Source organism: Streptomyces sp. NPDC028991 (assembly GCF_055564775.1).
This window is the reverse complement of sequence record NZ_JBVHVP010000009.1, coordinates 74,733-99,950: the sequence shown is the minus strand read 5'-3', so window position 1 is coordinate 99,950 and position 25,218 is coordinate 74,733. Positions and strand designations below refer to the sequence as shown.

The 25,218-nt window shown below is 72.6% G+C and carries 22 protein-coding genes; 10 read left to right on the top strand and 12 right to left on the bottom strand.

Annotated elements, in window-relative coordinates:
- Nucleotides 1-99: 99 nt before the first annotated feature.
- The 3 genes from ACZ4V1_RS19875 to ACZ4V1_RS19865 all read left to right on the top strand — a co-directional run bounded on the left by ACZ4V1_RS19875 (nt 100) and on the right by ACZ4V1_RS19865 (nt 5,423).
- Nucleotides 100-1,845, top strand: a complete 1,746-nt coding sequence (locus ACZ4V1_RS19875; protein WP_468337551.1) for a dolichyl-phosphate-mannose--protein mannosyltransferase — start codon at nt 100-102, stop codon at nt 1,843-1,845.
- 162 nt (nt 1,846-2,007) lie between these two features.
- Nucleotides 2,008-3,639 (top strand): penicillin-binding transpeptidase domain-containing protein, encoded by a 1,632-nt coding sequence (locus ACZ4V1_RS19870; protein ID WP_468337549.1) that lies wholly within the window; start codon nt 2,008-2,010, stop codon nt 3,637-3,639.
- A 113-nt stretch (nt 3,640-3,752) separates the two neighbouring features.
- Nucleotides 3,753-5,423 (top strand): penicillin-binding transpeptidase domain-containing protein, encoded by a 1,671-nt coding sequence (locus ACZ4V1_RS19865; protein WP_468337546.1) that lies wholly within the window; start codon nt 3,753-3,755, stop codon nt 5,421-5,423.
- A 33-nt stretch (nt 5,424-5,456) separates the two neighbouring features.
- Here the strand turns inward: ACZ4V1_RS19865 and ACZ4V1_RS19860 are convergent, their stop codons facing one another.
- Complete coding sequence (locus ACZ4V1_RS19860) at nt 5,457-5,828, bottom strand: SsgA family sporulation/cell division regulator (RefSeq protein ID WP_468337543.1); 372 nt, start codon at nt 5,826-5,828, stop codon at nt 5,457-5,459.
- A gap of 164 nt (nt 5,829-5,992) precedes the next feature.
- Here ACZ4V1_RS19860 and ACZ4V1_RS19855 point away from each other — a divergent pair, with 164 nt between their 5' ends.
- The 4 genes from ACZ4V1_RS19855 to ACZ4V1_RS19840 all read left to right on the top strand — a co-directional run bounded on the left by ACZ4V1_RS19855 (nt 5,993) and on the right by ACZ4V1_RS19840 (nt 9,909).
- Nucleotides 5,993-7,048: an energy-coupling factor ABC transporter permease gene (locus ACZ4V1_RS19855; protein WP_468337540.1), complete on the top strand. Its 1,056-nt coding sequence runs from the start codon at nt 5,993-5,995 to the stop codon at nt 7,046-7,048.
- A gap of 1 nt (nt 7,049) precedes the next feature.
- Nucleotides 7,050-7,811 carry a cobalt ECF transporter T component CbiQ gene (cbiQ, locus tag ACZ4V1_RS19850; RefSeq protein WP_468337536.1) on the top strand — a complete coding sequence of 254 codons (762 nt, stop codon included), beginning with the start codon at nt 7,050-7,052 and terminating at the stop codon, nt 7,809-7,811.
- A 71-nt stretch (nt 7,812-7,882) separates the two neighbouring features.
- Nucleotides 7,883-8,641, top strand: coding sequence for an energy-coupling factor ABC transporter ATP-binding protein (locus ACZ4V1_RS19845; protein WP_468337533.1), 759 nt, complete (start codon nt 7,883-7,885; stop codon nt 8,639-8,641).
- Nucleotides 8,642-8,712: 71 nt separating this feature from the next.
- Nucleotides 8,713-9,909 (top strand): serine hydrolase domain-containing protein, encoded by a 1,197-nt coding sequence (locus tag ACZ4V1_RS19840; protein ID WP_468337924.1) that lies wholly within the window; start codon nt 8,713-8,715, stop codon nt 9,907-9,909.
- A gap of 77 nt (nt 9,910-9,986) precedes the next feature.
- Here ACZ4V1_RS19840 and ACZ4V1_RS19835 read toward each other — a convergent pair whose 3' ends face one another.
- The 5 genes from ACZ4V1_RS19835 to ACZ4V1_RS19815 form a co-directional block, all read right to left on the bottom strand.
- On the bottom strand, nt 9,987-10,262 hold the full coding sequence (locus ACZ4V1_RS19835; protein WP_468337530.1) for a DUF1876 domain-containing protein: 276 nt from the start codon (nt 10,260-10,262) through the stop codon (nt 9,987-9,989).
- 74 nt (nt 10,263-10,336) lie between these two features.
- Nucleotides 10,337-11,182, bottom strand: coding sequence for an EamA family transporter (locus ACZ4V1_RS19830; protein WP_468337528.1), 846 nt, complete (start codon nt 11,180-11,182; stop codon nt 10,337-10,339).
- Nucleotides 11,179-11,691 (bottom strand): YbaK/EbsC family protein, encoded by a 513-nt coding sequence (locus tag ACZ4V1_RS19825; RefSeq protein ID WP_468337525.1) that lies wholly within the window; start codon nt 11,689-11,691, stop codon nt 11,179-11,181. The genes ACZ4V1_RS19830 and ACZ4V1_RS19825 overlap by 4 nt, the downstream gene beginning before the upstream one ends.
- Before the next feature lie 136 nt (nt 11,692-11,827).
- Nucleotides 11,828-14,092, bottom strand: a complete 2,265-nt coding sequence (locus tag ACZ4V1_RS19820; RefSeq protein ID WP_468337522.1) for an MMPL family transporter — start codon at nt 14,090-14,092, stop codon at nt 11,828-11,830.
- Between the two features lie 122 nt (nt 14,093-14,214).
- Nucleotides 14,215-14,814 (bottom strand): TetR/AcrR family transcriptional regulator, encoded by a 600-nt coding sequence (locus ACZ4V1_RS19815; RefSeq protein ID WP_468337519.1) that lies wholly within the window; start codon nt 14,812-14,814, stop codon nt 14,215-14,217.
- A gap of 224 nt (nt 14,815-15,038) precedes the next feature.
- On the opposite strand from ACZ4V1_RS19815, the gene ACZ4V1_RS19810 reads away from it, so the two are divergent.
- Nucleotides 15,039-18,530: a S41 family peptidase gene (locus ACZ4V1_RS19810; RefSeq protein ID WP_468337516.1), complete on the top strand. Its 3,492-nt coding sequence runs from the start codon at nt 15,039-15,041 to the stop codon at nt 18,528-18,530.
- 56 nt (nt 18,531-18,586) lie between these two features.
- On the opposite strand, the gene ACZ4V1_RS19805 is transcribed toward ACZ4V1_RS19810, so the two are convergent.
- The 4 genes from ACZ4V1_RS19805 to ACZ4V1_RS19790 form a co-directional block, all read right to left on the bottom strand.
- Nucleotides 18,587-18,802, bottom strand: a complete 216-nt coding sequence (locus ACZ4V1_RS19805) for a hypothetical protein (RefSeq protein ID WP_121747520.1) — start codon at nt 18,800-18,802, stop codon at nt 18,587-18,589.
- Between the two features lie 86 nt (nt 18,803-18,888).
- The gene (locus ACZ4V1_RS19800; RefSeq protein WP_468337512.1) at nt 18,889-19,782 is read right to left on the bottom strand and encodes an SDR family oxidoreductase; all 894 of its coding nucleotides are present in this window, start codon (nt 19,780-19,782) and stop codon (nt 18,889-18,891) included.
- On the bottom strand, nt 19,779-20,732 hold the full coding sequence (locus ACZ4V1_RS19795; protein WP_468337509.1) for an alpha/beta fold hydrolase: 954 nt from the start codon (nt 20,730-20,732) through the stop codon (nt 19,779-19,781). Before ACZ4V1_RS19795 ends, ACZ4V1_RS19800 begins: the two co-directional genes overlap by 4 nt.
- A complete protein-coding gene (locus tag ACZ4V1_RS19790; protein WP_468337506.1) occupies nt 20,729-22,309 on the bottom strand; it encodes a flavin-containing monooxygenase in 1,581 nt (526 codons plus the stop codon). Before ACZ4V1_RS19790 ends, ACZ4V1_RS19795 begins: the two co-directional genes overlap by 4 nt.
- Nucleotides 22,310-22,442: 133 nt before the next feature.
- Between ACZ4V1_RS19790 and ACZ4V1_RS19785 the strand changes: the two genes are divergently transcribed.
- Nucleotides 22,443-23,090, top strand: a complete 648-nt coding sequence (locus ACZ4V1_RS19785; protein WP_468337503.1) for a MerR family transcriptional regulator — start codon at nt 22,443-22,445, stop codon at nt 23,088-23,090.
- Nucleotides 23,091-23,162: 72 nt separating this feature from the next.
- Here the strand turns inward: ACZ4V1_RS19785 and ACZ4V1_RS19780 are convergent, their stop codons facing one another.
- Nucleotides 23,163-23,966, bottom strand: a complete 804-nt coding sequence (locus tag ACZ4V1_RS19780; protein ID WP_468337500.1) for an exodeoxyribonuclease III — start codon at nt 23,964-23,966, stop codon at nt 23,163-23,165.
- Between the two features lie 68 nt (nt 23,967-24,034).
- Here ACZ4V1_RS19780 and ACZ4V1_RS19775 point away from each other — a divergent pair, with 68 nt between their 5' ends.
- Nucleotides 24,035-24,520, top strand: coding sequence for a GNAT family N-acetyltransferase (locus ACZ4V1_RS19775; RefSeq protein ID WP_468337497.1), 486 nt, complete (start codon nt 24,035-24,037; stop codon nt 24,518-24,520).
- A gap of 7 nt (nt 24,521-24,527) precedes the next feature.
- On the opposite strand, the gene ACZ4V1_RS19770 is transcribed toward ACZ4V1_RS19775, so the two are convergent.
- Nucleotides 24,528-25,103 (bottom strand): hypothetical protein, encoded by a 576-nt coding sequence (locus ACZ4V1_RS19770; protein WP_468337494.1) that lies wholly within the window; start codon nt 25,101-25,103, stop codon nt 24,528-24,530.
- Nucleotides 25,104-25,218 lie beyond the last annotated feature (115 nt).

The following is a 25,218-nucleotide window of genomic DNA, read 5'->3' as shown; positions in this document are numbered from 1 at the left end:
TCCCAGGACCGGGCGGACGTCCTCCCGCCAGGACGCGTCCGGCCCACCGGTGAGGGCCATGCGCGGGACGTGCACAGCGCGGTTCCCTACGATGGCGCGGTGACCAGTACCGCGTCCTCCACGGACACCCGGCAGGACCAGACCCCGCACGACCGGCGGCCCACCTGGCAGCAGCGGCTGCGCCGATTCGGCTACGCGGCGGGGCCCGCGGCCGGCGACGTCCGCGACCGGCTGGTGCCGCCGTACACGAGCCCCGGTCCGCGCCTGTGGGCCTTCCTTGGCCTGGCCAAGGCGCCGGCCGACCGGATCGTGCGCTGGTCGGCGTGGGGCGGGCCGCTGCTGGTGGCGCTGCTGGCGGGCGTGCTGCGGTTCTGGAACCTGGGCAGCCCGAAGGCGGTGATATTCGACGAGACGTACTACGCCAAGGACGCCTGGGCGCTGATCCACCGCGGTTTCGAGGTCAACTGGGACAAGAACGCCAACGACCTGATCCTGAACTCGGGCGGCGACGTCCCGATCCCGACGGACCCGGCGTACGTCGTGCATCCGCCGGTCGGCAAGTACGTCATCGGCCTGGGCGAACTGCTGTTCGGGTTCGACCCGTTCGGCTGGCGGTTCATGACGGCACTGCTCGGCACGCTGTCGGTCCTGCTGCTGTGCCGGATCGGGCGCCGGCTGTTCCGCTCCACGTTCCTGGGGTGCCTGGCCGGCACGCTGATGGCGCTCGACGGGCTGCACTTCGTGATGAGCCGCACCGCGCTGCTGGACAGCGTGCTGATGTTCTTCGTGCTCGCCGCCTTCGGCTGCCTGGTCGCCGACCGCGACTGGGCCCGCGGGAGACTCGCCGCCGCGCTGCCGGTGGACGAGGACGGCCGGGTCCGGCCGGACGCGCACCTCGCCGAGACGTTCCGCTTCGGGTGGCGTCCGTGGCGGCTGGCGGCGGGGCTGATGCTGGGCCTGGCGGCGGCCACCAAGTGGAACGGCCTCTACATCATGGCGGCCTTCTGCGTGCTGGCCGTGCTGTGGGACGTCGGCACCCGCCGGGTCGCGGGCGCCCACCGGCCGCATCTGGCGGTGCTGAGGTACGACCTGGGCTGGGCGTTCCTGTCCACGGTGCCGGTCGCGCTCGCCACGTACGTTTTGTCCTGGCTGGGCTGGATCCTCTCCCCCGCCGACGGCACCGGCGGCTACTACCGCGACTGGGCGGCGAACGACGGCAAGGACAGCTCCTGGTCCTGGCTCCTCCCGGACTGGTGGCGCAGCCTGTGGCACTACGAGTCGCAGGTGCTGGAGTTCCACACCAACCTCACCTCGCCGCACACCTACCAGTCGAACCCCTGGAGCTGGATCGTCCTGGGCCGTCCGGTCTCCTACTTCTACGAGTCGCCGGCGGCCGGTTCCGACGGCTGCCCGGCCGACGCGGGCGGGAAGTGCGCCCGCGAGGTCCTGGCGCTCGGCACTCCGCTGCTGTGGTGGGTGGGCTGCTTCGCGCTGCTGTACGTCCTGTGGCGCTGGGCCTTCCGCCGGGACTGGCGCGCGGGCGCCATCGCCTGTGGCATCGCGGCCGGCTATCTGCCCTGGTTCCTGTACCAGGAGCGCACCATCTTCCTCTTCTACGCCGTCGTCTTCCTGCCGTTCCTGTGCCTGGCGGTGGCGATGCTGCTGGGGGCGATCGTGGGACGGCCGGGCTGCGGCGACACCCGGCGGATCGCGGGGGCCACGGGCGCGGGCGTACTGGTGCTGCTGATCGCGTGGAACTTCATCTACTTCTGGCCCATCTACACGGGCACCGCGATCCCGATGGAGGACTGGCGGGCCCGGATGTGGCTGGACACCTGGGTCTGAGGCCGGGCCCGGAAACGCCGCATCTCCATTCGGCCACCATCCGGAAACATCCGTACCGGCGGTCACACGGTGCACATAGAGTGCAACCGACCACCGCTTCTGAACGCGTTCAAGACAGCGGGTGGATGTACTGAACGGGGATCGGACGGGGAGGGACTGCCCATGGGCAGGGGGGTGAAGGCCGCCGTCATAGGCGGCGTGTTCGCCGTGATGGTGGGCGGGGCCGGGTACGGCGCCTACAACGTCGTATCGGCGCTGGACGGCGGCGGGGGCTCGGGGGCCGCCGGGGCGTCGGCCAAGAGCGGGCCGCCGAGCGGCGACGAGGTCGGGGAGACGACGGAGAAGTTCTTCACGGCCTGGGAGAAGGGGGACGCGACGGCCGCGGCGTCGTACACGAACAACGCCGCTGTCGCCGGGACGCTGCTGACGGCCTACGGCGAGGACGCGCACGTCACCGACGTCGAGATCACGCCGGGCACGGCGGCCGGCACCGCCGTGCCGTTCACCGTGAAGGCGAAGGTGTCGTACGAGGGCGCGACCAAGCCGCTGACGTACAAGAGCAAGCTGACGGTGGTGCGCGGTGAGAGCAGCGGACGCGCGCTGGTCGACTGGGACCCGTCCGTCGTCCACCCCGGCCTGAAGGACGGGGACACCCTGGCCACCGAGGAGTCGGCGACCCCGCAGATCCAGGCGGTCGGCCGCGACGGCACCGTGCTGACGAAGGAGAAGTACCCCTCCCTCGGCCCCGTCATCGCCAAGCTCCGGGAGAAGTACGGCGACAAGGCGGGCGGCACCCCCGGCGTCGAGCTGATGGTCCGGCACACGGCCTCCGGCGCCCCCGACACGCCGCTGCTGACGCTGACCGAGGGCGAGCCCGGCAAGCTGGAGACGACGCTCAGCGCGAGCGTCCAGGCGGCGGCCGAGAAGGCGGTGAAGCGGTACGGCGAGTCCTCGGTGGTCGCGGTCAAGCCGAGCACCGGTGAGGTGCTGGCCGTGGCGAACAACCGCGCGGACGGCTTCAACGCGGCCTTCCAGGGACAGGTCGCCCCCGGCTCCACCATGAAGATCATCACCGCGGCGATGCTCATCGACAACGGCGTGACCTCGATGAACGGACCGGCGCCCTGCCCGGACACGGCGACCTGGCAGAGCCAGACCTTCAAGAACCTCACCGGCATGAAGGCCAATGAGGGCGCCACCCTCGCCAACACCTTCATGCGGTCCTGCAACACCGGCTTCATCAAGCTCATCGACGAGGAACCGCTCACGGACGCCTCGCTGACGACGGAGGCCCAGGAGCGCTTCGGGCTCGGGCGGAACGACTGGCAGACCGGCATCGTCTCCTTCGACGGCAAGGTCCCCGCCGTGAGCGGCCCGGACCGCGCGGCGGGCGCCATCGGCCAGGGCCAGGTCCAGATGAACCCGCTGAACATGGCCTCGGTGACGGCGACCGCCATCACCGGCGAGTTCCGCCAGCCCTACCTGGTCCCGCCCGGCCTGGACGACCGGAAGCTCGCCACCGCCAAGGGCCTGCCGCGGAGCACCGCCGCCCAGCTCAAGCAGATGATGCGGCTCACCGCCACCCAGGGGACCGGCGCCGCGGCCATGTCCGGACTCGGCGGCGACATCGGCGCCAAGACCGGCTCGGCCGAGGTCGACGGGCAGACCACGTCCAACAGCTGGTTCACCGGCTTCCGGAACGACGTCGCGGCGGCGGCCATGACCGAGGAGGGCGGCCACGGAGGCGACGCGGCCGGTCCGATCGTGGCGGACGTGCTGCGGGCGGGTGGCTGAGGCGGACCGGACGCGGCGGGTACCTCTACTGTGGTCGCCGTCGTTGGAAGCGTGAGGCAACGAGGGCACCGAGGGATCCCGGGAGTCCGGGCACCGCGGAGGAACGGGACGCAGTGGGCAGCAGAAGGGCCGCCGGCGAGCGGCGCAGGACGAAACCCGCCGTGATCGGCAGCGTGGCCGCGGTGGTCGTGGCCGGCGCCGGATTCGGTGCCTACGCGGTGTACGGCGGCGGGGCCGGTACCGGGGACGGCGCCCGGACGACGTCCGCGGCCGGGGAGAAGGTGAAGTCGGGCCCCCTCACGGCGGCCGAGACCACCTCGACGGCCGAGCGGTTCCTGACCGCCTGGCAGCGGGGTGACGTCGCCGGGGCGGCCGCCGCGACCGACGACGCAGAGGCCGCGAAGGCCCTGCTCACCGGCTACGCCCAGGAGGCCCGCGTCAAGGACGTCACGCTCACCGCCGGCGCCCCGGCCGGGGAGAAGGTCCCGTTCGCCGTGAAGGCCACCGTCGTCCACGAGAAGACGACGAAGCCGCTGGCGTACGACAGCGCGCTGAGCGTCGTACGCCGGGCCGGCGACGGCGAGCCGCGCGTCGACTGGCACGCCGCCGTCGTCCATCCGGAACTGAAGGACGGCGACAAGCTGGTCACCGGTGCGGCCGGGGACCCGCCGGTCAAGGCGCTGGACCGGGACGGCGCGGAGCTCACCGCCGAGAAGTACCCGTCGCTCGGCACCGTCCTGGACGGCCTGCGCGAGAAGTACGGCGAGAAGGCCGGCGGGGCCCCGGGCGTCGAACTGCGTGTGGTGCGCGGCAAGGAGTCGAAGGCGGCCAAGGCCTCCGACAAGACGCTGCTGGAGCTGAGCGAGGGCACGCCCGGCACCGTGCGGACGACCCTGGACCCGGCCCTCCAGGCCGCCGCCGAGAAGCAGGTGGCCGGCAAGGCCCGCGCGTCGGTGGTCCTGCTGCGCGCCTCCACGGGTGAGGTCCTCGCGGTCGCCAACGGCGGACACGGCTTCAACACCGCCTTCCAGGGCTCGCTGGCCCCCGGTTCCACGATGAAGGTCGTCACCGCCTCGATGCTGATCGAGAAGGACCTGGCGTCGATGGACGAGAAGCACCCCTGCCCGAAGTACTTCGGCTACGGCGGCTGGAAGTTCCAGAACGACGACAAGTTCGAGATCAAGGACGGCACCTTCAAGGCGAGCTTCGCCCGCTCCTGCAACACGGCCTTCATCAGCCAGGCCCCGGAGCTGGCGAACGACGACCTGACCAAGCAGGCGAAGGAGGTGTTCGGCCTGTCGATGAACAACTGGTCGGTCGGCGTGCCCACCTTCGACGGCTCGGTGCCGGTGCAGAGCGCGGCCCCGATGGCCGCCTCGCTCATCGGCCAGGGCGGGGTGCGGATGAACCCGCTGAACATGGCGTCCGTGGCGGCGACCGTGAAGTCGGGCAGCTTCCACCAGCCGTACCTGGTCGCCCCGTCGGTCGACGGCCGCAAGCTCGCCACGGCCTCCCGCACGATGTCGTCGTCCACGCTGGCGCAGCTGCGCGAGCTGATGTCCTACACGGCGGCGTCCGGCACCGCGGCGGAGGCGATGGCCGGGGTGGGCGGCGACGCCGGGGCGAAGACCGGCTCGGCGGAGGTCGACGGCCAGGAGAAGCCCAACGGCTGGTTCACGGCGTACAAGGGCGACCTGGCCGCGGCGGGCGTGGTCCAGCAGGGCGGGCACGGCGGTGACACCGCGGGCCCGATCGTGGCGGCGCTGCTCAAGAACGCCGGCTGACCGGCGCGGGCCCGCGCACCCGCGGCCGGTGGCTCAGTGGGCCACCGGCTCGGCCACCGTCGTGTAGGTCCGGCGCAGGAACCGGATGAGCGCCTTGGTCTCGAACTGGACCACCGAGCAGCCCTGCGGGGTGTGGAACTCGACGACGGCCTGCACCCGCCCGCACGGCCACACCCGCACCTCGCCGCTTCCGGCGGGCGCGCGCAGGCCCTGTTCCAGCAGCGTCCGGGAGAAGGTCCACTCGCGGATGCCGGGGCCGCGGCCGGGCAGGGCGACGCACACCGACCGCGGGTCGCGGTCGGGGTCGTAGCGCAGCACGACGGGTAGCGCTCCGCCGTCGTCCTCGTCCGGGAGGTCCGCGTCCGTCAGGATGTGGGCTCGTGCGTACTGCTCGACAACGGACATCGGCTCGCCCCTTGCGGTGTGCGACCTGTGCGAATGCTGTGCGTCCACCCCTCTCCAATGTCCCATATTTCCCAGGCCATGCCCTTCGAGGCGTATATCACATGTGAGGTCAGCCTTTACCTCGCTCTTGCAAAGGGGTTGCAACTGGTCTCTATCATCGAACCGTGCATGTACCTGACGGATTCATCAACGCCCCGACCTCCGCGGTCACCGGAGTCGTCGCCGCGGGCGCCCTCGCGGTCAGCCTGCGCGGCGCGCGCCGCGAGCTGGACGAGCGGACGGCGCCGCTGGCGGGACTGGTCGCGGCGTTCATCTTCGCGGTGCAGATGCTGAACTTCCCCGTCGCGGCCGGCACCAGCGGGCATCTGCTCGGCGGCGCCCTCGCCGCGATCCTCGTAGGCCCCTACACGGGGGTGCTGTGCGTCTCCGTCGTCCTGCTCATGCAGGGCATCCTCTTCGCCGACGGCGGCCTGACCGCGCTCGGCGTGAACATCACCGACATGGCGATCGTCACCACGGTCGTCGCCTACGCCCTCTTCCGGGGGCTGGTGAAGGTGCTGCCGCGCACCCGCCGCTCGGTCACCGTCGCCTCCTTCGTCGCCGCCCTGGTCTCCGTCCCGGCCGCCGCCCTCGCCTTCACGTTCCTGTACTGGGTGGGCGGCACCACGGACGTCGCCATCGGCAAGGTCGCCACCGCGATGCTCGGCGTGCACGTGCTGATCGGTGTCGGCGAGGCCGCGATCACCGCGCTGACCGTCGGCGCCGTCATCGCCGTACGGCCGGACCTGGTGTACGGCGCGCACGGCCTCACGCAGAAGCTCAAGCTGCGGGTGAACGGCGAACTCGTCGACGTCCCCGAGGCGGACCCGGCCCCCGCGCCCGCCACCGCCCGCTCCCACCGCAAGCTGTGGATCACGGGCCTGGTCACCTCGCTGGTCCTCGCCGGTTTCGTCAGCTTCTACGCCTCCGCCGACCCCGACGGCCTGGAGAAGGTCGCCGCCGACAAGGGCATCGACGAGAAGACCGAGGAGCACTCGAGCGCCGGCTCCCCGCTCGCCGACTACGGCGTCGAGGACATCACCGACGCCCGCGTCTCCGGCGGCCTCGCGGGCGTGATCGGCGTCGGCGTCACGGTCGTCGCGGGCAGCACGGTGTTCTGGGCGGTACGCAGGCGGCGCGGCGACGACGCCTCGCCGGTGAACACGGATACGACCGTCTGACATGGGCGCCGGCCACGCGCACCGGCTCTACCGGCACGGACACTCCCCCGTGCACGGACTGCCGCCGCACACCAAGCTCGCCGCGACCTTCGCCTTCGTCATCGTCGTGGTGTCGACGCCCCGCGAGGCGATGTGGGCCTTCGGCCTCTACGCCCTGCTGCTCGCGACGGTGGCCCGCGCCGCCCGCGTCCCGGCCGGCTTCCTGCTCAAGCGGCTGCTGATCGAGGTGCCGTTCGTCGCGTTCGCGGTGCTGATGCCGTTCGTGGCGGAGGGCGAGCGGGTGCAGGCGCTCGGCATGTCGCTGAGCGTGAACGGCCTGTGGGGCGCCTGGAACGTACTGGCCAAGGGCACCCTGGGCGTCGCCGCCTCCGTGCTCCTCGCCTCCACCACCGAGCTGCGCGAACTGCTGCTCGGCCTCCAGCGTCTGAAGCTGCCGCCGCTGCTGGTGCAGATCGCGTCGTTCATGATCCGGTACGGGGACGTCATCGCGGACGAGATGCGCCGGATGCGGATCGCCCGGGAGTCGCGCGGCTTCGAGGCTCGCGGAGTACGGCACTGGGGCGTCCTCGCCAAGTCCGCCGGAGCCCTCTTCATCCGCTCCTACGAACGCGGCGAACGCGTCCATCTGGCCATGGTCAGCCGCGGCTACGCCGGTTCGATGCCGGTGATCGACGAGGCGACCGCCTCCCGGGCGCAGTGGTCGTACGCGCTGGCCCTCCCCGCCGCCGCCCTCGTCGTCTGTCTGCTGGGATGGGTGCTGTGATGGATGCTGGGGTGGGTGCTGGTGCTGGGATGGGTGCTGGGATGGGTGCTGGGATGGGTGCTGGTGCTGGGATGGGTGCTGTGACAGCTTCTCTGGAGGTCTCCGGGCTCGCCTTCGCCTACCCCGACGGCCACCAGGCCCTCTTCGGCGTGGACTTCTCCGTCGCCCGCGGCGAGCGGGTCGCGCTGCTCGGCCCGAACGGCGCGGGCAAGACCACGCTCGTCCTCCACCTCAACGGCATCCTGACCGGCGGCACCGGCACGGTCACGGTCGCCGGACTGCCCGTGGACAAGCGGAACATGGCGGAGGTCCGGCGCCGGGTCGGCATCGTCTTCCAGGACCCCGACGACCAGCTCTTCATGCCGACCGTGCGCGAGGACGTGGCGTTCGGACCGGCGGCGGCCGGGCTGAAGGGGCCGGAGCTGGAGCATTGCGTGGAGCGGGCGCTCGCGCTGGTCGGCATGGCGGAGTTCGGGGACCGGCCCCCGCACCACCTCTCCTTCGGCCAGCGGCGCCGGGTGGCGGTCGCCACCGTGCTCGCCATGGAGCCGGAGATCCTGGTGCTGGACGAGCCGTCCTCCAACCTCGACCCGGCCTCCCGCCGCGAACTCGCCGACATCCTGCGCTCCCTGGACGTCACGGTCCTGATGGTCACCCACGACCTGCCCTACGCCCTGGAGCTGTGCCCCCGCGCCCTGATCCTCAGCGACGGCGTCATCGCGGCGGACGGACCGACCGCCGGCCTGCTCTCCGACGACGACCTGATGCGCGCCCACCGCCTGGAACTGCCCTTCGGCTTCGATCCACGCTCGGCGGCCGCGGGCAGGTGAGGAATCGCGGGCGACCGGTGGCGGTTGCACCCACTGTCGCAGGCGGTCGGAAGGGAAGCGGAAGAGTGGACGTGGACGTGCACGGGGCAGTGGCCGAGGGCTTCGAGCCCGTCAGGGACGCGTTCGCACGGAACTTCGCCGCGCTCGGGGACCGGGGCGCGGCGGTCGCCGTCTACCGGGACGGGCACAAGGTCGTCGACCTGTGGGGCGGCACCAGGAACGTCGATGACACAGCCGGCACCGAGCCGTGGCGCCGGGGCACCGCCCAGGTCGTGCGCTCGGCCACGAAGGGCGTCGCCGCCGCCGTACCGCTGCTGCTGCACCAGCGCGGGGAACTGGACCTGGACGCGCCGGTGGGCGAGTACTGGCCCGAGTTCAAGGCGCACGGCAAGGAGCGGGTACTGGTCCGGCACGTGCTGAACCACCGGGCCGGGCTGCCGGTCCTCGACCACCCGCTCACCCCGGACGAGGCCCTGGACCCGCTGCGGGGCCCGCGGGCCGTCGCCGCCCAGGCACCCGTCTGGGAGCCGGGCACCGCTCACGGCTACCACGCGCTGACGTACGGCTGGCTGCTCGACGAACTGGTCCGCAGGGCGAGCGGCGGGCGGAGCACCGGTGAGTGGATCGCGGACGAGATCGCCCGGCCGCTGGGCCTGGACCTGTGGCTCGGCCTGCCCGCCGCGGAGGAGGCGGCGGGCCGGGCCGGGCGGGTCGGTCGCGTCGAGGACCCCGAGCCGTCGGGGGGCGGTCCGCGCCTGCGCCCCAAACGCTCCGTCACCGAGGCCTACCAGGACCCGGACTCCCTCACCCGCCGCGCCTTCGCCGCGATCACGCCGTTCCCCGACCAGAACGACCCGGCGTACCGGGCGTCGGCCCTCCCGGCGACCAACGGCATCGCGACGGCCGACGGGCTGGCCCGCTTCTACGCGGCGCTGATCGGCGACGTCGACGGCGTGACGCGGCACGCGCGGCTGTTCTCCCCGGCCACTACGGAACGGGCCCGCGCCGAGGAGTCGGCCGGTCCGGACCGGATCCTCGTCGTGGGCACCCGCTTCGGCCTCGGCTACATGCTGCACGGCAGCGCCTCCCCGTTCCTGTCCCCCGGTTCCTTCGGCCACCCGGGCCGGGGCGGTGCGCTCGGCTTCGCCGACCCGGAGGCGGGCATCGCCTTCGGGTACGTCACCAACGGCTTCCGCAAGACGGTCACGGCGGACCCGCGGGCCCAGGCGCTGGTGCGGGCGGTGCGGGCGTCGCTCGACGCGGGCTGAGCGTCAAAGGGGCGCGGCGCGGCTCGTCGTGGCAGGCCTGCCCGGCGGCAGGCCTGCCACGGGTGCCGCTCAGCGGCTCACACGTGGATGGGGTGCGAGGTCCTCCCCGACGCCGCGTCGATCTCGTCGTGCGCCTTGGTGAGCAGTTGCATGGCGAGCTCGTTCAAAGCACGTGCCCCCGCGACCTCCTCGCCGACCCTCGGCTGGTGGGGGTCGACGCGGTGGCGGCTGGCGTGACCGTGCCCACGGACCTCGCTGCCGTCGGGGAGCCGCACCATCGCGACCGCCCGCGTGTGCTGGTCGTCCTCCATGAACTCCAGCTCGACATGCCATCCCACTGCGGTGTGCATCATGACGATCACCTCCGGAACACCTCCTTCCAGGGTGCTCCTCGCAGCCGCCGTGCGCACTATCCCGGCTGTCCCGGTCATCCCGTGCGGAGCATCAGCCCGATGCCGACGACGAGGAGGCCCGCCGCCACGATCCGGGGCGCGCCGAACCGCTCCTTGAAGAAGAGGGCTCCGATCGCCGCGCCGACCAGGATGGAGGACTCGCGCAGGGCGGCGACCGGCGCGAGTTCGGCGCGGGTCTGCGCCCACAGGACCAGCGCGTACGCGGCGACGGACAGCACCGCGCCGAGCAGTCCGAGCCCGGCCCGCGGCCGCAGCAGCGCCCAGGCCCCGGCGCGGTGGCGGTACAGGAAGTACGCCGGGAAGACCGCCCCCTGTACCGCCATCAGCCAGGCGATGTACCCGAGGGAGGACCCGGAGGCGCGTACGCCCAGCCCGTCGACGACCGTGTACGCCGCGATGGTCGCACCGGTCGCCAGGGCCGCGCCGATAGCCGCCCAGTCGGGCCGGCGTCCGCGCAGCCCCCACAGGGCGACGCCGGTCAGCCCGGCGCAGGAGACCAGGATGCCCCCGGTCGCCCAGCCGTCCGGCACCTCGTGGGCGAAGACGGCGGCGAGGACGGTGACCAGCAGCGGCGCGCTGCCGCGGGCGATCGGGTAGGCCTGGCCGAAGTCGCCCAGCCGGAAGGACCGCATCAGCAGGGCGAAGTAGGCGATGTGGAGGGCGGAGGACAGGACGAGGTACGGCCACGCGCCGGCCGCCGGGAACGCCGCGAACGGCAGCAGTGCGAGCCCGATGAGCATGCCGCCGCCGGAGATCAGCGCGAAGCCGGTCAGCTTGTCCGTGATCCGGTGCGCGATGGCGTTCCAACTGGCGTGCGTGACCGCTGCGAGCAGGACGGCGCCGACGACCAGGGGGGTCACTCGGAGCGCTCGCGCACGTCCACGAGGGTGGCGCCGGCGGTGGCGACGAGCTTTTCGGGTTCCATCGGGAAGACGGCGTACGGGGTGCCGGCGGCGGCCCAGACGACCTCGTGGTCGAGGAGGGACCGGTCGGCGAGTACCCGGGTCCTGTTCCGGTGTCCGAAGGGCGGCACGCCCCCGATGGCGTACCCGGTGGTCTCCCGTACGACGTCGGCCTTGGCCCGGGTGACCTTCGCCGCGCCGAGTTCCTCCCGGACGCGCTCCAGGTCGACGCGGGAGGCGCCGTCCATCAGGACCAGCACGGGGACGCCGTCGGCAGCGAAGATGAGTGACTTGCAGATCTGGCTCAGGTCGCACCCGATCGCGGCGGCGGCCTCGGCGGCGGTGCGGGTGGCCTCCGGGAAGCGCCGGGCCCGGCGGGCCAGTTCCCCGAGTCCGAGTCCGTGCAGCGCCTCGGCGAAACGGGGGTGGGCGGCGGGGGTCGCGGAGGCGTCGTCGGTCGTCGTCATGGTGGGCACCGTAGCGGTACGTGTAGCGGGCAGGCGACCGGGTCGGGGCGTGCCGCACGACAGGAAGCCGGTGAGGGCCGCCCCGTCCCCACGGAGCCCTCACCGGCTGGTCTGTCGTGCTGTCGGGAGCCGCGCGTCAGGTGCGGGCCGGCTCCCGGTCCTCCTCGGGGCCCGAGCCGCGCTCGTCGGCCGTGCGCAGGCCCTCGCCCTCGACGTCCACGTTGGGCAACGCGCGGTCCAGCCACTTCGGCAGCCACCAGGCCTTCTTGCCGAGCAGGGCGAGGACCGCCGGGACGATGGCCATGCGGACGACGAACGCGTCGAAGAAGACGGCGACCGCCAGGCCGAAGCCGATCATCTTGACCATCGACTCGCTGGAGCCGATGAAGCCCGCGAAGACCGCCATCATGATGACCGCGGCGGCGGTGACGACCCGCGCCCCGTGCTTGAAGCCGGTGACGACCGCCTGGTTGGGCTTCTCGCCGTGGACGTAGGCCTCCCGCATGCGGGTGACCAGGAAGACCTCGTAGTCCATCGCCAGGCCGAAGACCACGCCGACCATGAAGATCGGCATCATCGACATGACCGGGCCGGTCTCCTCCACGCCCATCAGGCCGGACAGCCAGCCCCACTGGAAGACCGCGACGACCGCGCCGAGGGCCGCCATGACGGAGAGCAGGAAGCCGAGGGCCGCCTTCAGCGGGACGAGGATCGAGCGGAAGACCACGATCAGGAGGAGGAAGGCCAGGCCGACGACCAGGACCAGGTACGGCAGCAGCGCGTCGTTCAGCTTCTGGCTGACGTCGATGTTCATCGCCGTCGAGCCGGTGACCAGGGTCTCCGCGCCGGTGTCCGCCTTGATGTCGCCGCCCGCGTCGCGGATGGCGTGCACGAGGTCCTCGGTCTGGACGGAGGACGGCTTGGAGTCCGGGATCACGGTGATCGTCGCGGTGTCGCCGGCCTTGTTGGGCTGGGGCGGGGTCACCGCCACGACGTCCTCGAGGTCCTCGATCTCGTTGGAGACGTCGGTGAAGACCTGCCCCGGGGCGTCGCTGCCCTTGGCGTCCACGACGACCATCAGCGGGCCGTTGAAGCCGGGGCCGAAGCCGTCCGACAGGAGGTCGTACGCGCGGCGCTGGGTCGTGGACGTCGGCTGGGAGCCGTCGTCGGGCAGGCCCAGTTCCAGGGAGGCCGCGGGTATCGCGGCGGCTCCGAGGCCGATGACGCCCAGGAGGAGGACGGCCAGCGGGCGGCGGACGACGAAGCTCGCCCAGCGGGTGCCCAGGTTGGCCTTCGGCTGCTGCCCGGTCTTCTCCGCGCCCGCGCCCGTGTCTTCGCCCGTGCCTTCGCCGGAGCCCTTGCGGGCGCCGCCCGGGAGCTTGCCCTTCGCGCCGGTCGGCCTGACCCTGCGGCCCGCGTAGCCGAGCAGCGCGGGAACCATCGTCAGGGCGATCAGGACCGCGATGGCGACGGTGCCGGCCGCCGCGATGCCCATCTTGGTCAGCATCGGGATGTTGACGACCGCGAGGCCGACCAGGGCGATGACGACCGTGAGTCCGGCGAAGACGACCGCCGAGCCCGCGGTGCCGACCGCCCGGCCCGCGGCCTCCTCGCGCTCACGCCCCTCGGCGAGTTCGGCGCGGTAGCGGGAGACGATGAACAGGGCGTAGTCGATGCCGACCGCGAGGCCGATCATCATCGCCAGGATGGAGGTCGTGGAGCCCAGCTCCAGCGCGCCGGCCAGCGCGGTGATCGAGGAGACGCCGATGCCGACGCCGATCAGTGCCGTGAGCAGGGGCAGTCCGGCCGCGACCAGCGAGCCGAAGGTGATGACGAGGACGACTGCGGCGACCGCGATCCCGATGATCTCCGTGGCGCCGGTGTGCGGGACGGCCTGGAGCGCGTCACCGCCGACCTCGACGGTCAGCCCGGCGTCGCGCGCCTGCTGGGCGGCGTCCTCCAGGGCGTCCTTGGTCGAGTCCTCGAGCTCCATGCCGGAGACGTCGTACCTCACCGACGCGTAGGCGATCGTGCCGTCCTCGCTGACGGCGTCGCCCGTGTACGGGTCGGCGACCGAGGCGACCTCGGAACCGTCGGCCAGGTCGGAGACCGTCTTCTCGACGGTCGCCTTGTTGTCGGCGTCCGTCATCTTCTCGCCGGACGGTGCCTTGAAGACGACGCGTGCGGTGGCGCCGTCGGCACTGGTGCCGGGGAAGCGCTCTTCCAGCAGGTCGAAGGCCTTCTGGGCCTCGGTGCCGGGGATGGAGAAGGAGGTGGTGCCGGCGGGCGGGGCGCTGGCGGCGCCGACGCCCGCGAGCGTCAGCAGCGCCACCCATATCAGGGCGACGAAGTGCCGTCGGCGGAAGGCGAGCCGGCCGAGTTTGTAGAGGAACGTGGCCACGAGGGCGTACTCCCGGTCAGGTCGTGGGTTTCAGGGCAGGGGTGATCGGCCCGACGACGTGAGCGGTGACGTCAGATGGGGCTCAGATGGGGGCTCAGCTGAGGCTCAGCTGGGGGGACGTGTCAGGGGGTGGGGACGCCGAGGGCGGGGAGGACCACGGCGTCGATGTAGGAGGTGAGGAAAGCCCGGGTCGGTGGCTGGTCCTCGAGCAGCGTGCGGGTGGCGAAAGCACCGACCAGCATGGGCACGAGGAAGTCCAGTGCCGGGCAGTCCGCTCTGATCTCGCCCCGGTCGACGGCGCGTTGCAGCAGGTGCCGGAACTCCGCCATCTCCGGTTCGACGAGCTGATCCCGGAAGGCCTGGCGCAGGTCCGGGTTCTGGTGGAGCGCCATGGCCACGCCGCGCATCAGGGCGGAGTTCTGGGCCATGGTGCAGTCGTCCTCGCGGGCCATCAGGGCGTGCAGGTCGCCGCGCAGCGAGCCGGTGTCGACATCGCCGATCTCACCGGGCTTGTTGTGCCGCATGGCCCTGACGACCAGCTCGGGCTTGCCGCCCCACTGGCGGTAGAGCGTCGCCTTGCTGGACCGGGTGCGGGCCGCCACGGCGTCCATGGTGAGGGCGTCGTAGCCGACCTCGCGGAGCAGGTCGAGCACGGCCTCGTACAACTCGGCCTCGCGCTCGGGAGTGATCCGGCTGCGGCGCGCGGTGGCGGTCTCCGTCATCTCGCTCACTCCATCCCTCGTCCGTTCGGAACGGAGTCCGTTCGAAAACCGTTCGGAACGACACCGTTTCGTACAGACGAATGTACCCCACCCTCCAGCGAAACGAAACGGTTTCGTTCGTGTCGTGGGTCACGCCTGTCGGTTACTCATAAGCGGCGGACCGAGATCTGTGCGGCGGACCGATCTCACGGGCCGAGTTGCCGGGGCCCGGTACCCGGCAAAGCATGGGGCAGGTGAGTTATCTGCGCCTTCCGCACCTCAGTGGCGACCAGCTCTGCTTCGTGGCAGAGGACGACCTCTGGCTCGCGGACCTCGACGGTCCGGGCCGCGCCTGGCGGCTCACCGTCGACCGCACCAAGGCCGGCCATCCGCGCTTCTCACCCGACGGCCGGCACATCGCGTACACCAGCTGGCGCAGTCTGGTGCCGGAGGTCCACCTCGTGCCGGTGGACGGCGGCCCCGGACGGCAGCTCACCCACTGGGGCGACCTCGACACCCGGGTCTGCGGCTGGTCGCCGCCCGATCCCGACGGCCACGCCGCCATCCTCGCCGTCGCCTCCCACGGCGAGCCCTTCTCCCATCTCACCTGGGCCTACAAGGTCACCCTCGACGGCGACCCCGGCCGCAAGCTGCCCTGGGGGCCCGTCACCGACATCCAGGCCGCCGATCTCGACGGCGAACGCAGGACCCTTCTCCTGACCGGTACCCCGCCGCACGAGCCCGCCGCCTGGAAGCGCTACCGGGGCGGCGCCACGGGCAGGCTCTGGCTGCACGGGCAACGGCTCCTGCCCGACCTCCGGGGGCATCTGCACTCCCCCATGTTCGTCGGCGGCCGGATCGCCTTCCTCTCCGACCACGAGGGCGTCGGCAACCTCTACTCGTGCGCCCACGACGGCTCCGGCCTGCGCCGCCACACCGACCACGACGCCTGCTACGCCCGGCACGCGGCGAGCGACGGCACCCGCGTGGTGTACCAGTGCGCGGGTGACCTGTGGATCGTCGACGACCTGTCGTCCGGCTCGGTGCCGCGCCGGCTCGACGTCCGGCTGAGCGGGCCGCGCGCGGGACGGCGTTCCTACCAGGTGCCCGCCGCCCAGCACGTGGGCGGCATCTCCGTCGACGAGACCGGCCGCGCGAGCGCCGTCGTCGTGCGCGGCAGCCTGTACTGGCTCACCCACCGCGACGGCCCGGCCCGCACCCTCGCCGACACCCCGGGCGTACGGGTGCGGCTGCCGGAGATGCTCGGGCAGAGCGGGCGGATCGCGTACGTGACGGACGCGGAGGGCGAGGACGCCGTCGAGATCGCCCACCTGCCACGCGCGACCGGGGGCCGCGCGTCCAGGCGGCTCGCCTCCGGGCGGCTGGGCCGGGTCCTGGAGCTGGTCTCGGACCCGGCGGGCGAGCGCCTCGCCATCGCCTCCCACGACGGCCGGCTGCTGCTGCTCGACGTCGCGGAGGAGGACGCGGAGGTCGCCCGGGCGCTGGACGCGGTGAACACGGTGGACGACGTGGGACCGGGGGGCCCGGCGGACGACGAGGACGCGGGGGGCCGGGCGGAGGCAGTGGAGGCGGGGGGCCCGGCGGAGGCAGTGGAGGCGGTGGTCACCGGCACCGGCACCGGCACCGACGGCGGCACCGACGGCGACGGCGTCGCGGAGGACGGCGGCCCCGGCGGCCCCACCGGTGCCGCCGGAAGCCGCGTCACCGAGCTGATCCGGTCCGGCAACGGGCCCGTGCGCGACCTCACCTTCTCCCCCGACGGCACCTGGCTCACCTGGTCCCACCCCGGCATCGGGCGCTCCCTGCGGCAGATCAAGATGGCCCGCATCGACGGGCCGGAGGGCCCGCTCGTCGTCGACGTCACCAACGGCCGCTTCGAGGACGAGAACCCGGTGTTCACGCGGGACGGCCGCTACCTCGCCTTCCTGTCCTGGCGCGGCTTCGACCCGGTGTACGACGTGCACACCGGCGATCTGTCGTTCCCGCTGGGCTGCCGCCCCTACCTGGTGCCGCTGTCCTCCGCGACCCCCTCACCCTTCGCGCTGAACCCGGAGGGCCGCCCCGCCGCCGGGGGCCTGGACCCGCTGGAGGACGAGCCCGGCGAGGGCGGCGCCGTGACCGTCGAGGTCGAGGGGCTGGAGGCCCGGGTCACCCCGTTCCCGGTCACCGCGTCCAAGTACTCGGCGCTGTACCCGGTCGCGGGCGGCGGCCTGGTCTGGCTGCGCTGGCCGATCTCGGGCGCGCTCGGCGAGACCTTCGCCAACCCGGCCGACCCGAGCGAGCGGCCCACCCTCGAGCACTTCAACCTCGCCAAGGCGAAGAAGGCCGAGCTGGTCGACCACCTGGACTGGTTCCGGGTCAGCGGCGACGGGACCCGCCTGGTCGTGCTCGACGAGGGCGACCTGCGCGCCGTACCGGCCACCGAGGTGGGCGACAGCGACTCGACCACCTGGATCGACCTGCGCCGCATCCCGCACGTGGTCGACCCGGCCGCCGAGTGGCGCCAGGCGTACGACGAGGCGGGCCGGCTGGTCCGCGCCTACTTCTGGGACCCCGGGATGTGCGGCATCGACTGGGACGCGGTGCTGGAGCAGTACCGTCCGCTGCTCGAACGGGTCGCCTCCCCGGACGAGTTCGCCGACCTGCTGCGCGAAGTACTCGGCGAACTCGGCACCTCGCACGCCTACGTCGCCGCCGCCCGGCGCAACGAGGGACCGGCCCACTACCAGCGCCGGCAGGGGCTGCTCGGCGCCAACTTCGTGTGCCGGGACGGGCACTGGGCGGTCAAGCGCATCCTGCCCGGCGACTCCTCCGACTCCAAGGCCCGCTCCCCGCTGGCCGGCACGGGCATCCGCGAGGGTGCGGTGCTGACTCACGTGGACGGCCGCCCGGTGGACCCGGTGGCGGGTCCGTACCCGCTGCTGGCGGGCGCGGGCGCCACGACGGTGGAGCTGACCTTCGCACCGGCGGAAGGCGGACCGGGCCCCTCCCGCCGGGTCGCCGTCGTACCGCTCGTCGACGAACGGCCGCTGCGCTATCAGGACTGGGTGGCCAAACGCCGCGAGGTGGTGCGGGAGTTGAGCGGCGGGCGGTGCGGCTACCTGCACATCCCCGACATGGGCGGCTCCGGCTGGGCGCAGTTCAACCGCGACCTGCGCATGGAGGTGTCCCGGCCCGCGCTGATCGTGGACGTGCGCGGCAACGCGGGCGGGCACATCAGCGAGCTCGTCATCGAGAAGCTGACCCGCACCATCCTGGGCTGGGACCTGACCCGTGACGCGCAGCCGGTGTCGTACACGTCCAACGCGCCGCGCGGTCCTGTCGTGGCGGTCGCGGACGAGGCCACGTCCTCGGACGGCGACATGATCACGGCCGCGTTCAAGCTGCTGCGGCTCGGTCCGGTGGTCGGGCAGCGCACCTGGGGCGGCGTGGTCGGCATGACCGGCCGGCACCGCCTCGGTGACGGCACGGTGATCACGGTGCCGATGAACGCGGCCTGGTTCGACGCGTACGGCTGGTCCGTGGAGAACTACGGCGTCGACCCCGATGTCGAGGCGCTGCGCACCCCGCTGGACTGGGCCGAGGGCCGCTACCCGGTGCTGGACGAGGCGGTCCGGCTGGCGCTGGAGCTGCTGGAGACCGACCCGCCCGCGACGCCGCCCGGTTACGACGACGTACCCGACCGGTCGCGGCCGGCGCTGCCGCCCCGGGCATGAGTAAGGGCGCCCTCCGTGGCGAACGGGGGGCGCCCCTTCAACTCAGCGGCGGCGCGTCAGGCGTCGTAGCTCTCCTCGAACCGCTCGTCCGCGTCACGGCGGCGCGTGGCGGGCTCGCGCTCCTCCGCGTCCCGGCGGCGCGACGGGTCCATCTCGTCCTCGTCACGACGGCGGTCGCGGTTCTGGAACTGCTCCCTGGCCTGGTCGGCCCGCTGCTTGCCCTGCTGCTGCATGCGCTCGGCCTTGTCCTGGAACTGGTCCTTCATACCCATGTGGGTTCACTCCTGTGATGTTCGGGCCGGGCCGGATCGGCCTGGCCCGATCAGATTCACATGGGCCGTGACCGTGCGCATGTCGATCACTTACGGACCGTAGCGGTGCTGGTCGGACGCTGTTCGTCGGCCGCTCCGCCCGCGCCGACCAGGCCGACGCGCACGCCGTTCAGCCGGTCCCCGAAGCGCCGCATCTCGCGCTGTCCGACGGTCCCGATAACGGCCGGCAGATACCCGCGCATCCCCTGCATACCGCGCAGCCACCACTGCCCGTAGACGTGGGCGGAGCGGCGCTCGATGCCCTCCACGAGCCGGTCGACGGCCGGGCCGAGCGGATAGGTCTTGTTGGACGGCCAGGGCAGCCGCTGCCGCAGTTCGCGCATGACGTCGTCCTGGTCGGCGCCGCGCACCATGTCGGTGTCGGTCCAGGACAGATAGCCGACGCCGACCTTCACGCCCCGGTGCCCGACCTCGCCGCGCAGGCTGTGCGCGTACGCCTCCACACCGGACTTGGAGGCGCAGTAGGCGGTCATCATCGGCGCGGGGGTGAGGGCGGCGAGGGACGCGATCTGGAGCAGGTAGCCGCGGCTCTCCAGCAGCGCCGGCAGGAAGGCGCGGGCCGTGACAGCCGAGCCGATCAGGTTGACCTCGATCACCCGCCGCCAGGACTCCGGGTCGGAGTCGACGAAGGGTCCGCCGGTGGCGACGCCCGCGTTGGCGACGACGATGTCGATCCTGCCGAAGCGTTCCTCGACTTCGCGGGCCACCCGGGCCATCGCCTCGTGGTCGGTGACGTCGGCGTGCCAGTGCTCGCTCTCGCTGTGCAGCCGGGCCGAGACCTGCTTGAGCTCGTCCGGCTCCAGGCCGACGAGCGCGACCTTCACCCCGCGCGCGGACAGCTTGCGGGCCAGCAGTTCCCCGACGCCCCGCGCGGCTCCGGTGACGACGGCGACCCGCCCTTCCAGACTCACCCTGCTCATGCGCTCTCCTCGGCGTGTACGGCCGCTACGGCGTCTTCGGTGCGTGCGGCGGATATGTGGGCGGCGGCGAGGGCACGTATCTTCCCGGTGACCAGCTCCGGCGCCTCCACCGGCGTCATGTGGCCGAGGCCCGGGAGTTCCGTCAGACCCACGCAGTCGGGCAGCGCGGCGGCCAGCGAGCGGGCGTGCACGGGCGGGGTCAGCCGGTCGGCGGTGCCGACCACGACCTCGACCGGCATCCGCAACTCCCGTACGCCGTGGTCGAGGTCGAGCAGGTCGAGCACCTGGGACCAGGCGTGGCGCACCTTGCGCGGGCAGGCGTGCACGATGCGGGCGCAGGCGTCGACCATGTGCGGGTCCGAACCGGGGCCCATCGTCCCGTACTTGAGGATCCTGCGGGCGAGGGGCGTGACCGGCCCGAGCGGCGCCCGGGAACCGAGGATCCGCCGGGTCAGCCAGGTCCGCACCCGGCCCTCTCCGAGCGGCACCACGGTCGCGGACGCCACCAGCCGCGAACTGCCCGTGCTGCACAGCAGGACCGCCGCGGCGTGCGCCCGCACCGCGGGCCGGGTCGCGGCGGCCATCACCGTCATCCCGCCCATGGAATGCCCGGCGATCACGGCCTGTTCGCCCGGCGCGAGCGTGGCCTCCAGGACGGCTTCGAGGTCGTCGGCGAGGGCCTCGGTGCCGCACGCCGGGTTCGCCGGACTGCGGCCGTGGCCGCGCTGGTCGTAGACGACGACCCGGTGGTCGTCGGCGAGCGCGCGGACCTGCGCCGCCCAGAAGGCGGTCGAGCAGGCCCAGCCGTGCGCGAGGACGACCGCGGGGGCGTTCTCGGGTCCGTGCACCTGGACGTGTATCCGGGCGCCGTCGGCGGCGGTGACGGTCAGCTCGCGGGTGGGGACGGGCGGGGCGTACGGCCCGGCGGCGACGTGCAGGAGGCGGCTCACGCGCCCACCTCGGCGTTCGTGTCCGCGCCGACGGCCGGCCCGGCGTCGGCGCCGGCGGCCGGACCGGTGTCCGCGCCGGCGGGCGCCTCGGCGACGGCCGGGCGCAGCACGTCGTACTCCGCCAGGTCCACGCGCCGCGTCACGCGCCGGAACTCGGCGGTCGTACCGGGCCAGACGGTGGTGTTGCGGCCGCTCGCGTCCAGGTACCAGCTGGTGCAGCCGCCGGTGTTCCACACCGTGCGCTTCATGCGCTCCTGCACCCGGTGGTTCCAGTTCCGCACGGCGGCGGGGCGGGCGTCGAGGGCGGCCCGGCCGCCGAGGACGTTGATCTGGCGCAGGTAGTCGGCCATGTAGTTGAGCTGCGACTCGATCATCAGGATCATCGACGAGTTCCCGAGGCCGGTGTTGGGCCCGATGACCGTCATGAAGTTGGGGAACCCGGCCGCCGCGGCGCCGCGCAGTGCCTCCATGCCGCCCTTCCAGGTCTCGGCGAGGGTCCGCCCGTCCGCGCCGACGACGCGCTCGGCGATGGGCATGTCGGTGACGTGGAAGCCGGTGCCGAAGATGATCGCGTCCACCTCGGCCTCGGTACCGTCGGCGGCGACCAGGGTGCTGCCGCGCACCCCGCCGAGCCCGCTCGCGACGACGTCGACGTTGGGCTTGGCGAGCGCCGGGTAGTACTCGCTGGACAGCAGGATCCGCTTGCAGCCGATGCGGTAGTCGGGGGTGAGTTTGGCGCGCAGGGCCGGGTCCTTGATGGCGGCGCCCATGTTGCGCTTGGCGATCTGCTCGACGAATCCCAGCTCGTTCGGGTGCTTGGTGAAGGCCTGCACCTGAAGTTCCCGGATGCCCCACAGCAGCCCGCGGCGCAGCTTGGTGGTGACGGGCAGCGCCCGGTGCAGGGCGCGCTCGGCGCCGCTGATCGGCCGGTCCATGCGGGGCATCACCCAGGCCGGGGTGCGCTGGAAGAGGGTGAGGCGGCCGGCCTTCGGCTGGATGGACGGCACGATCTGGATGGCGGAGGCGCCGGTGCCGATCATGGCGACCCGCTTGCCGGTGAGGTCGTAGTCGTGGTCCCACCGGGCCGAGTGGAAGACCTTGCCGGGGAAGGAGTCCAGCCCCGGGATGTCCGGCACCTTGGGGTCGGACAGCGGCCCGGTCGCGGAGACGACGACGTCGGCGGTGAGGTTCCCGCTCGCGGTCTCGATCTCCCACCGCAGCCGCTCGCCGTCCCACGCCATCCGCTTCACCTCCGAGTCGAAGCGCAGGTGGGGACGGAGCCCGAAGGTGTCGGCCACGTGCTCCAGGTAGGCGCGGATGTGCTCCTGCCCGGAGAAGGTGCGCGGCCACTCGGGGTTGGGCGCGAAGGAGAAGGAGTACAGGTGGGACGGCACGTCGCAGGCGCACCCGGGGTAGCTGTTGTCCCGCCACGTGCCGCCGACGCTCCCGGCCCGCTCCAGGACGACGAAGTCGGTGATCCCCTCGCGGCGCAGCCGCACGGCGGCCCCCAGCCCGCCGAAGCCGGACCCGATCACCGCCACCCGCACGTGTTCTTGAACCTGCTCGTGCTCGGCCATCCCGAAGCCTCCACGCGTCGCCTAGAACTCCGCCAGTGAACACTGGCGCAATGGGGAGAGTAGAACAGCTCCGTACTCATGGGTAGGGGGCGGACGGAGGAAAGTTACCGTCGGTACGACTTAGGGTCGTGGCGTGACCGAAAAGCGCGAATACCGCATGGAGGAACTGGCCGGGCTGGCCGGCATCACGGTGCGCACCCTGCGCTTCTACCGCGAACGCAAACTGATCCCACCGCCCCGCCGCGAGGGCCGCATCGCCTGGTACGACGACCACCACCTGGCCCGCCTGCGCACCATCGCGGCCCTGCTGGAGCGCGGCCACACCCTGAACGGCATCGCGGAACTCGCCGACGCCTTCGAGCACGGACGCGACGTCGGCGACCTGCTGGGCCTCGGCGAGCCCACCGAGGAGACCCCGGTCCGCCTCACCCCCGAGGAACTCGCCGCCCGCTTCGAGGGCGAGGTCACCCCGGAGAACCTGGCCGCCGCGATGGAGCTCGGCTACCTCGGCACCGACGGCGACGAACTCGTCCACATCAGCCACCGCCTGCTGGAGGTCTCCTCGGCCCTGGTCCGCGAAGGCATCCCGCTCGGCGAGGTCCTCCAGGCCGGCGCCCGCGTCCGCGAACACGCCGACGCCCTCGCCGACCTCTTCGCCGACCTGATCCTGCGCCACACCCCCGAACAGGAGTTCCACCGCCTGCGCCCGCTCGCCCGCAGCGTAGTGGAGGCGGAGCTGTCCCTGGCGCTGGACCGGCGACTCCAGAAGCGGGCGGACTAGGGTCTGCCGTTCGGGCCGGGTCGCGTCTGCGGCATGGTCCGCCGGACAGGCCTTGGCGGACGGACCCGGGGCTCAGCGGTTGTAGACCACCGTGACCGGCGCATGGTCGGACCAGCGCTCGGCATGCGTGGCGGCACGCTCGACGTGACCCTTGACGGCCCTGGCGGCCAGGCCCGGGGTGGCGACGTGGAGGTCGATCCTCCAGCCACTGTCGTTGTCGAAGGCCCGCCCCCGGTACGACCACCAGGAGTACGGCCCCTCGACGTCCGGGTGCAGGGCGCGCACGACGTCGACGTAACCGCCCTCGGCCGGGTCGAGGACCCGGCTCAGCCACTCGCGCTCCTCCGGGAGGAAGCCTGAGTTCTTCTTGTTGGCACGCCAGTTCTTCAGATCGGCCTCGCGGTGCGCGATGTTCCAGTCGCCGCAGACGACGACCTCGCGGCCGTCGGCGGCGGCGCGCTCGCGCAGTTCCTTGAGGTAGGCCAGGAACTCGCCCATGAAGCGGACCTTCTCGTCCTGGCGCTCGGTGCCGACCTCCCCGGAGGGGAGGTAGAGGGAGGCGACCGTCACACCGGGCAGGTCGGCCTCGACGTACCGGCCACTGGTGTCGAACTCCGCCGAGCCGAAACCGACCCGGACCCGGTCGGGCTCACGGCGGGTGTAGAGGGAGACGCCGGCGCGGCCCTTCGCGGCGGCGGGGGCGTGTGTCACGTGCCAGCCGTCGGGCGTGCGCACGTGTTCGGGCAGCTGCTGCGGCTCGGCCCGTACCTCCTGGAGGCACAGCACGTCGGCGGAGGTGTCGGCGAGCCACTCCACGAAGCCCTTCTTCGCGGCGGCGCGCAGACCGTTTACGTTGACACTGGTCACGGTGAGCACCAGGGCACGATACCGGCACACTGGACGATGCCCAGCTCCGGATAACGCATTAATATACGGTAGGTAGCATGAAGATACGCCGGGTCCCCTTCGACCACCCCGACGCCGCGAAGCTCAACGACGAGGTACAGGCCGAGTACGACGTCCGTTACGGCGACGGCGGCGACGCCACGCAGCTGGACCCGTCCGACTTCGCGCCGCCGAACGGCCTGTACCTGATCGCCTACGACGAGGACGACGTCCCGGTCGCCTCCGGCGGCTGGCGCAGCCAGGACGCCAACGACGAGGGCAATCTCGACGGGGACGCCGAGCTCAAGCGGATGTTCGTGATCGAGCAGGTGCGCGGCCGCGGGCTGGCCCGCCGCATCCTGGCCGCCCTCGAGGAGGACGCCCGCGCGGCGGGCCGGACCCGCATGGTGCTGGAGACCGGTACCAAGCAGCCGGAGGCCGTGGCCCTCTACACCTCCAGCGGCTACGAACCGTGCGGGAAGTTCGGCTTCTACCGCTTCCACGACGACAGCCTCTGCTACGCGAAGGCTCTCCAGGTCCCGTAGCGCCTGATCATCGGGCCTCCGTCAGGCCGCGTCGGCCGCCCGGCGGCGCGAGACGGCGAACAGCACGCCGCCCGCGGCGAGCGCCAGCGCCGCGCCAGCGCCGCGCCCGCCGAGGCGAGCAGAGCCGTGGAGCCGGTGTCGGCCAGCAGTCCGCTCTGCCCGCCCTGCCCGCCCTGGAGCGACTGGCCGCCGGCCGTGCCTCCGGTGGTCCCGGCGGGGTCGGTGCCGGTACCGCCGGTGGCGCCCCGGTGGAGGCCGAGCCGCCGGCCGTACCGGTGCCGCCCGTGGTCTCCGGGCCGCCGGCGGTACCGGAACCGCCCGTGGCACCGCCGCCGGTGCCGCCCGTGGTCCCGCCGGTGTCGCCCGGTGTCTCCTCGTCGCCGGTGCCGTTCAGCACGATCCAGCCGGCGTCGTTGGACGGGTCGGCCTCCCAGGGGTTGTCCCCCTCCGGAAGGGCGATCTTGCCCTTGGCGCCTTCGACGACCTCGTCGACGCGGAGCCGGAAGGCGAAGGTGCGCCGGTCGTTCTCGAGGAACGGGGTGTCGGCGAAGCAGAGGTACTCGGACGTGGCCTCGTCGTTCATGGGACGGCAGGGGCTGTCCACGACGCTCCCGCCCTGCGGGATCCGTGGCTGGACCGCCCGCCGGAACGACGAAGGTCCCGTCCGATCGTGATGATCGGACGGGACCTTCGCCAAT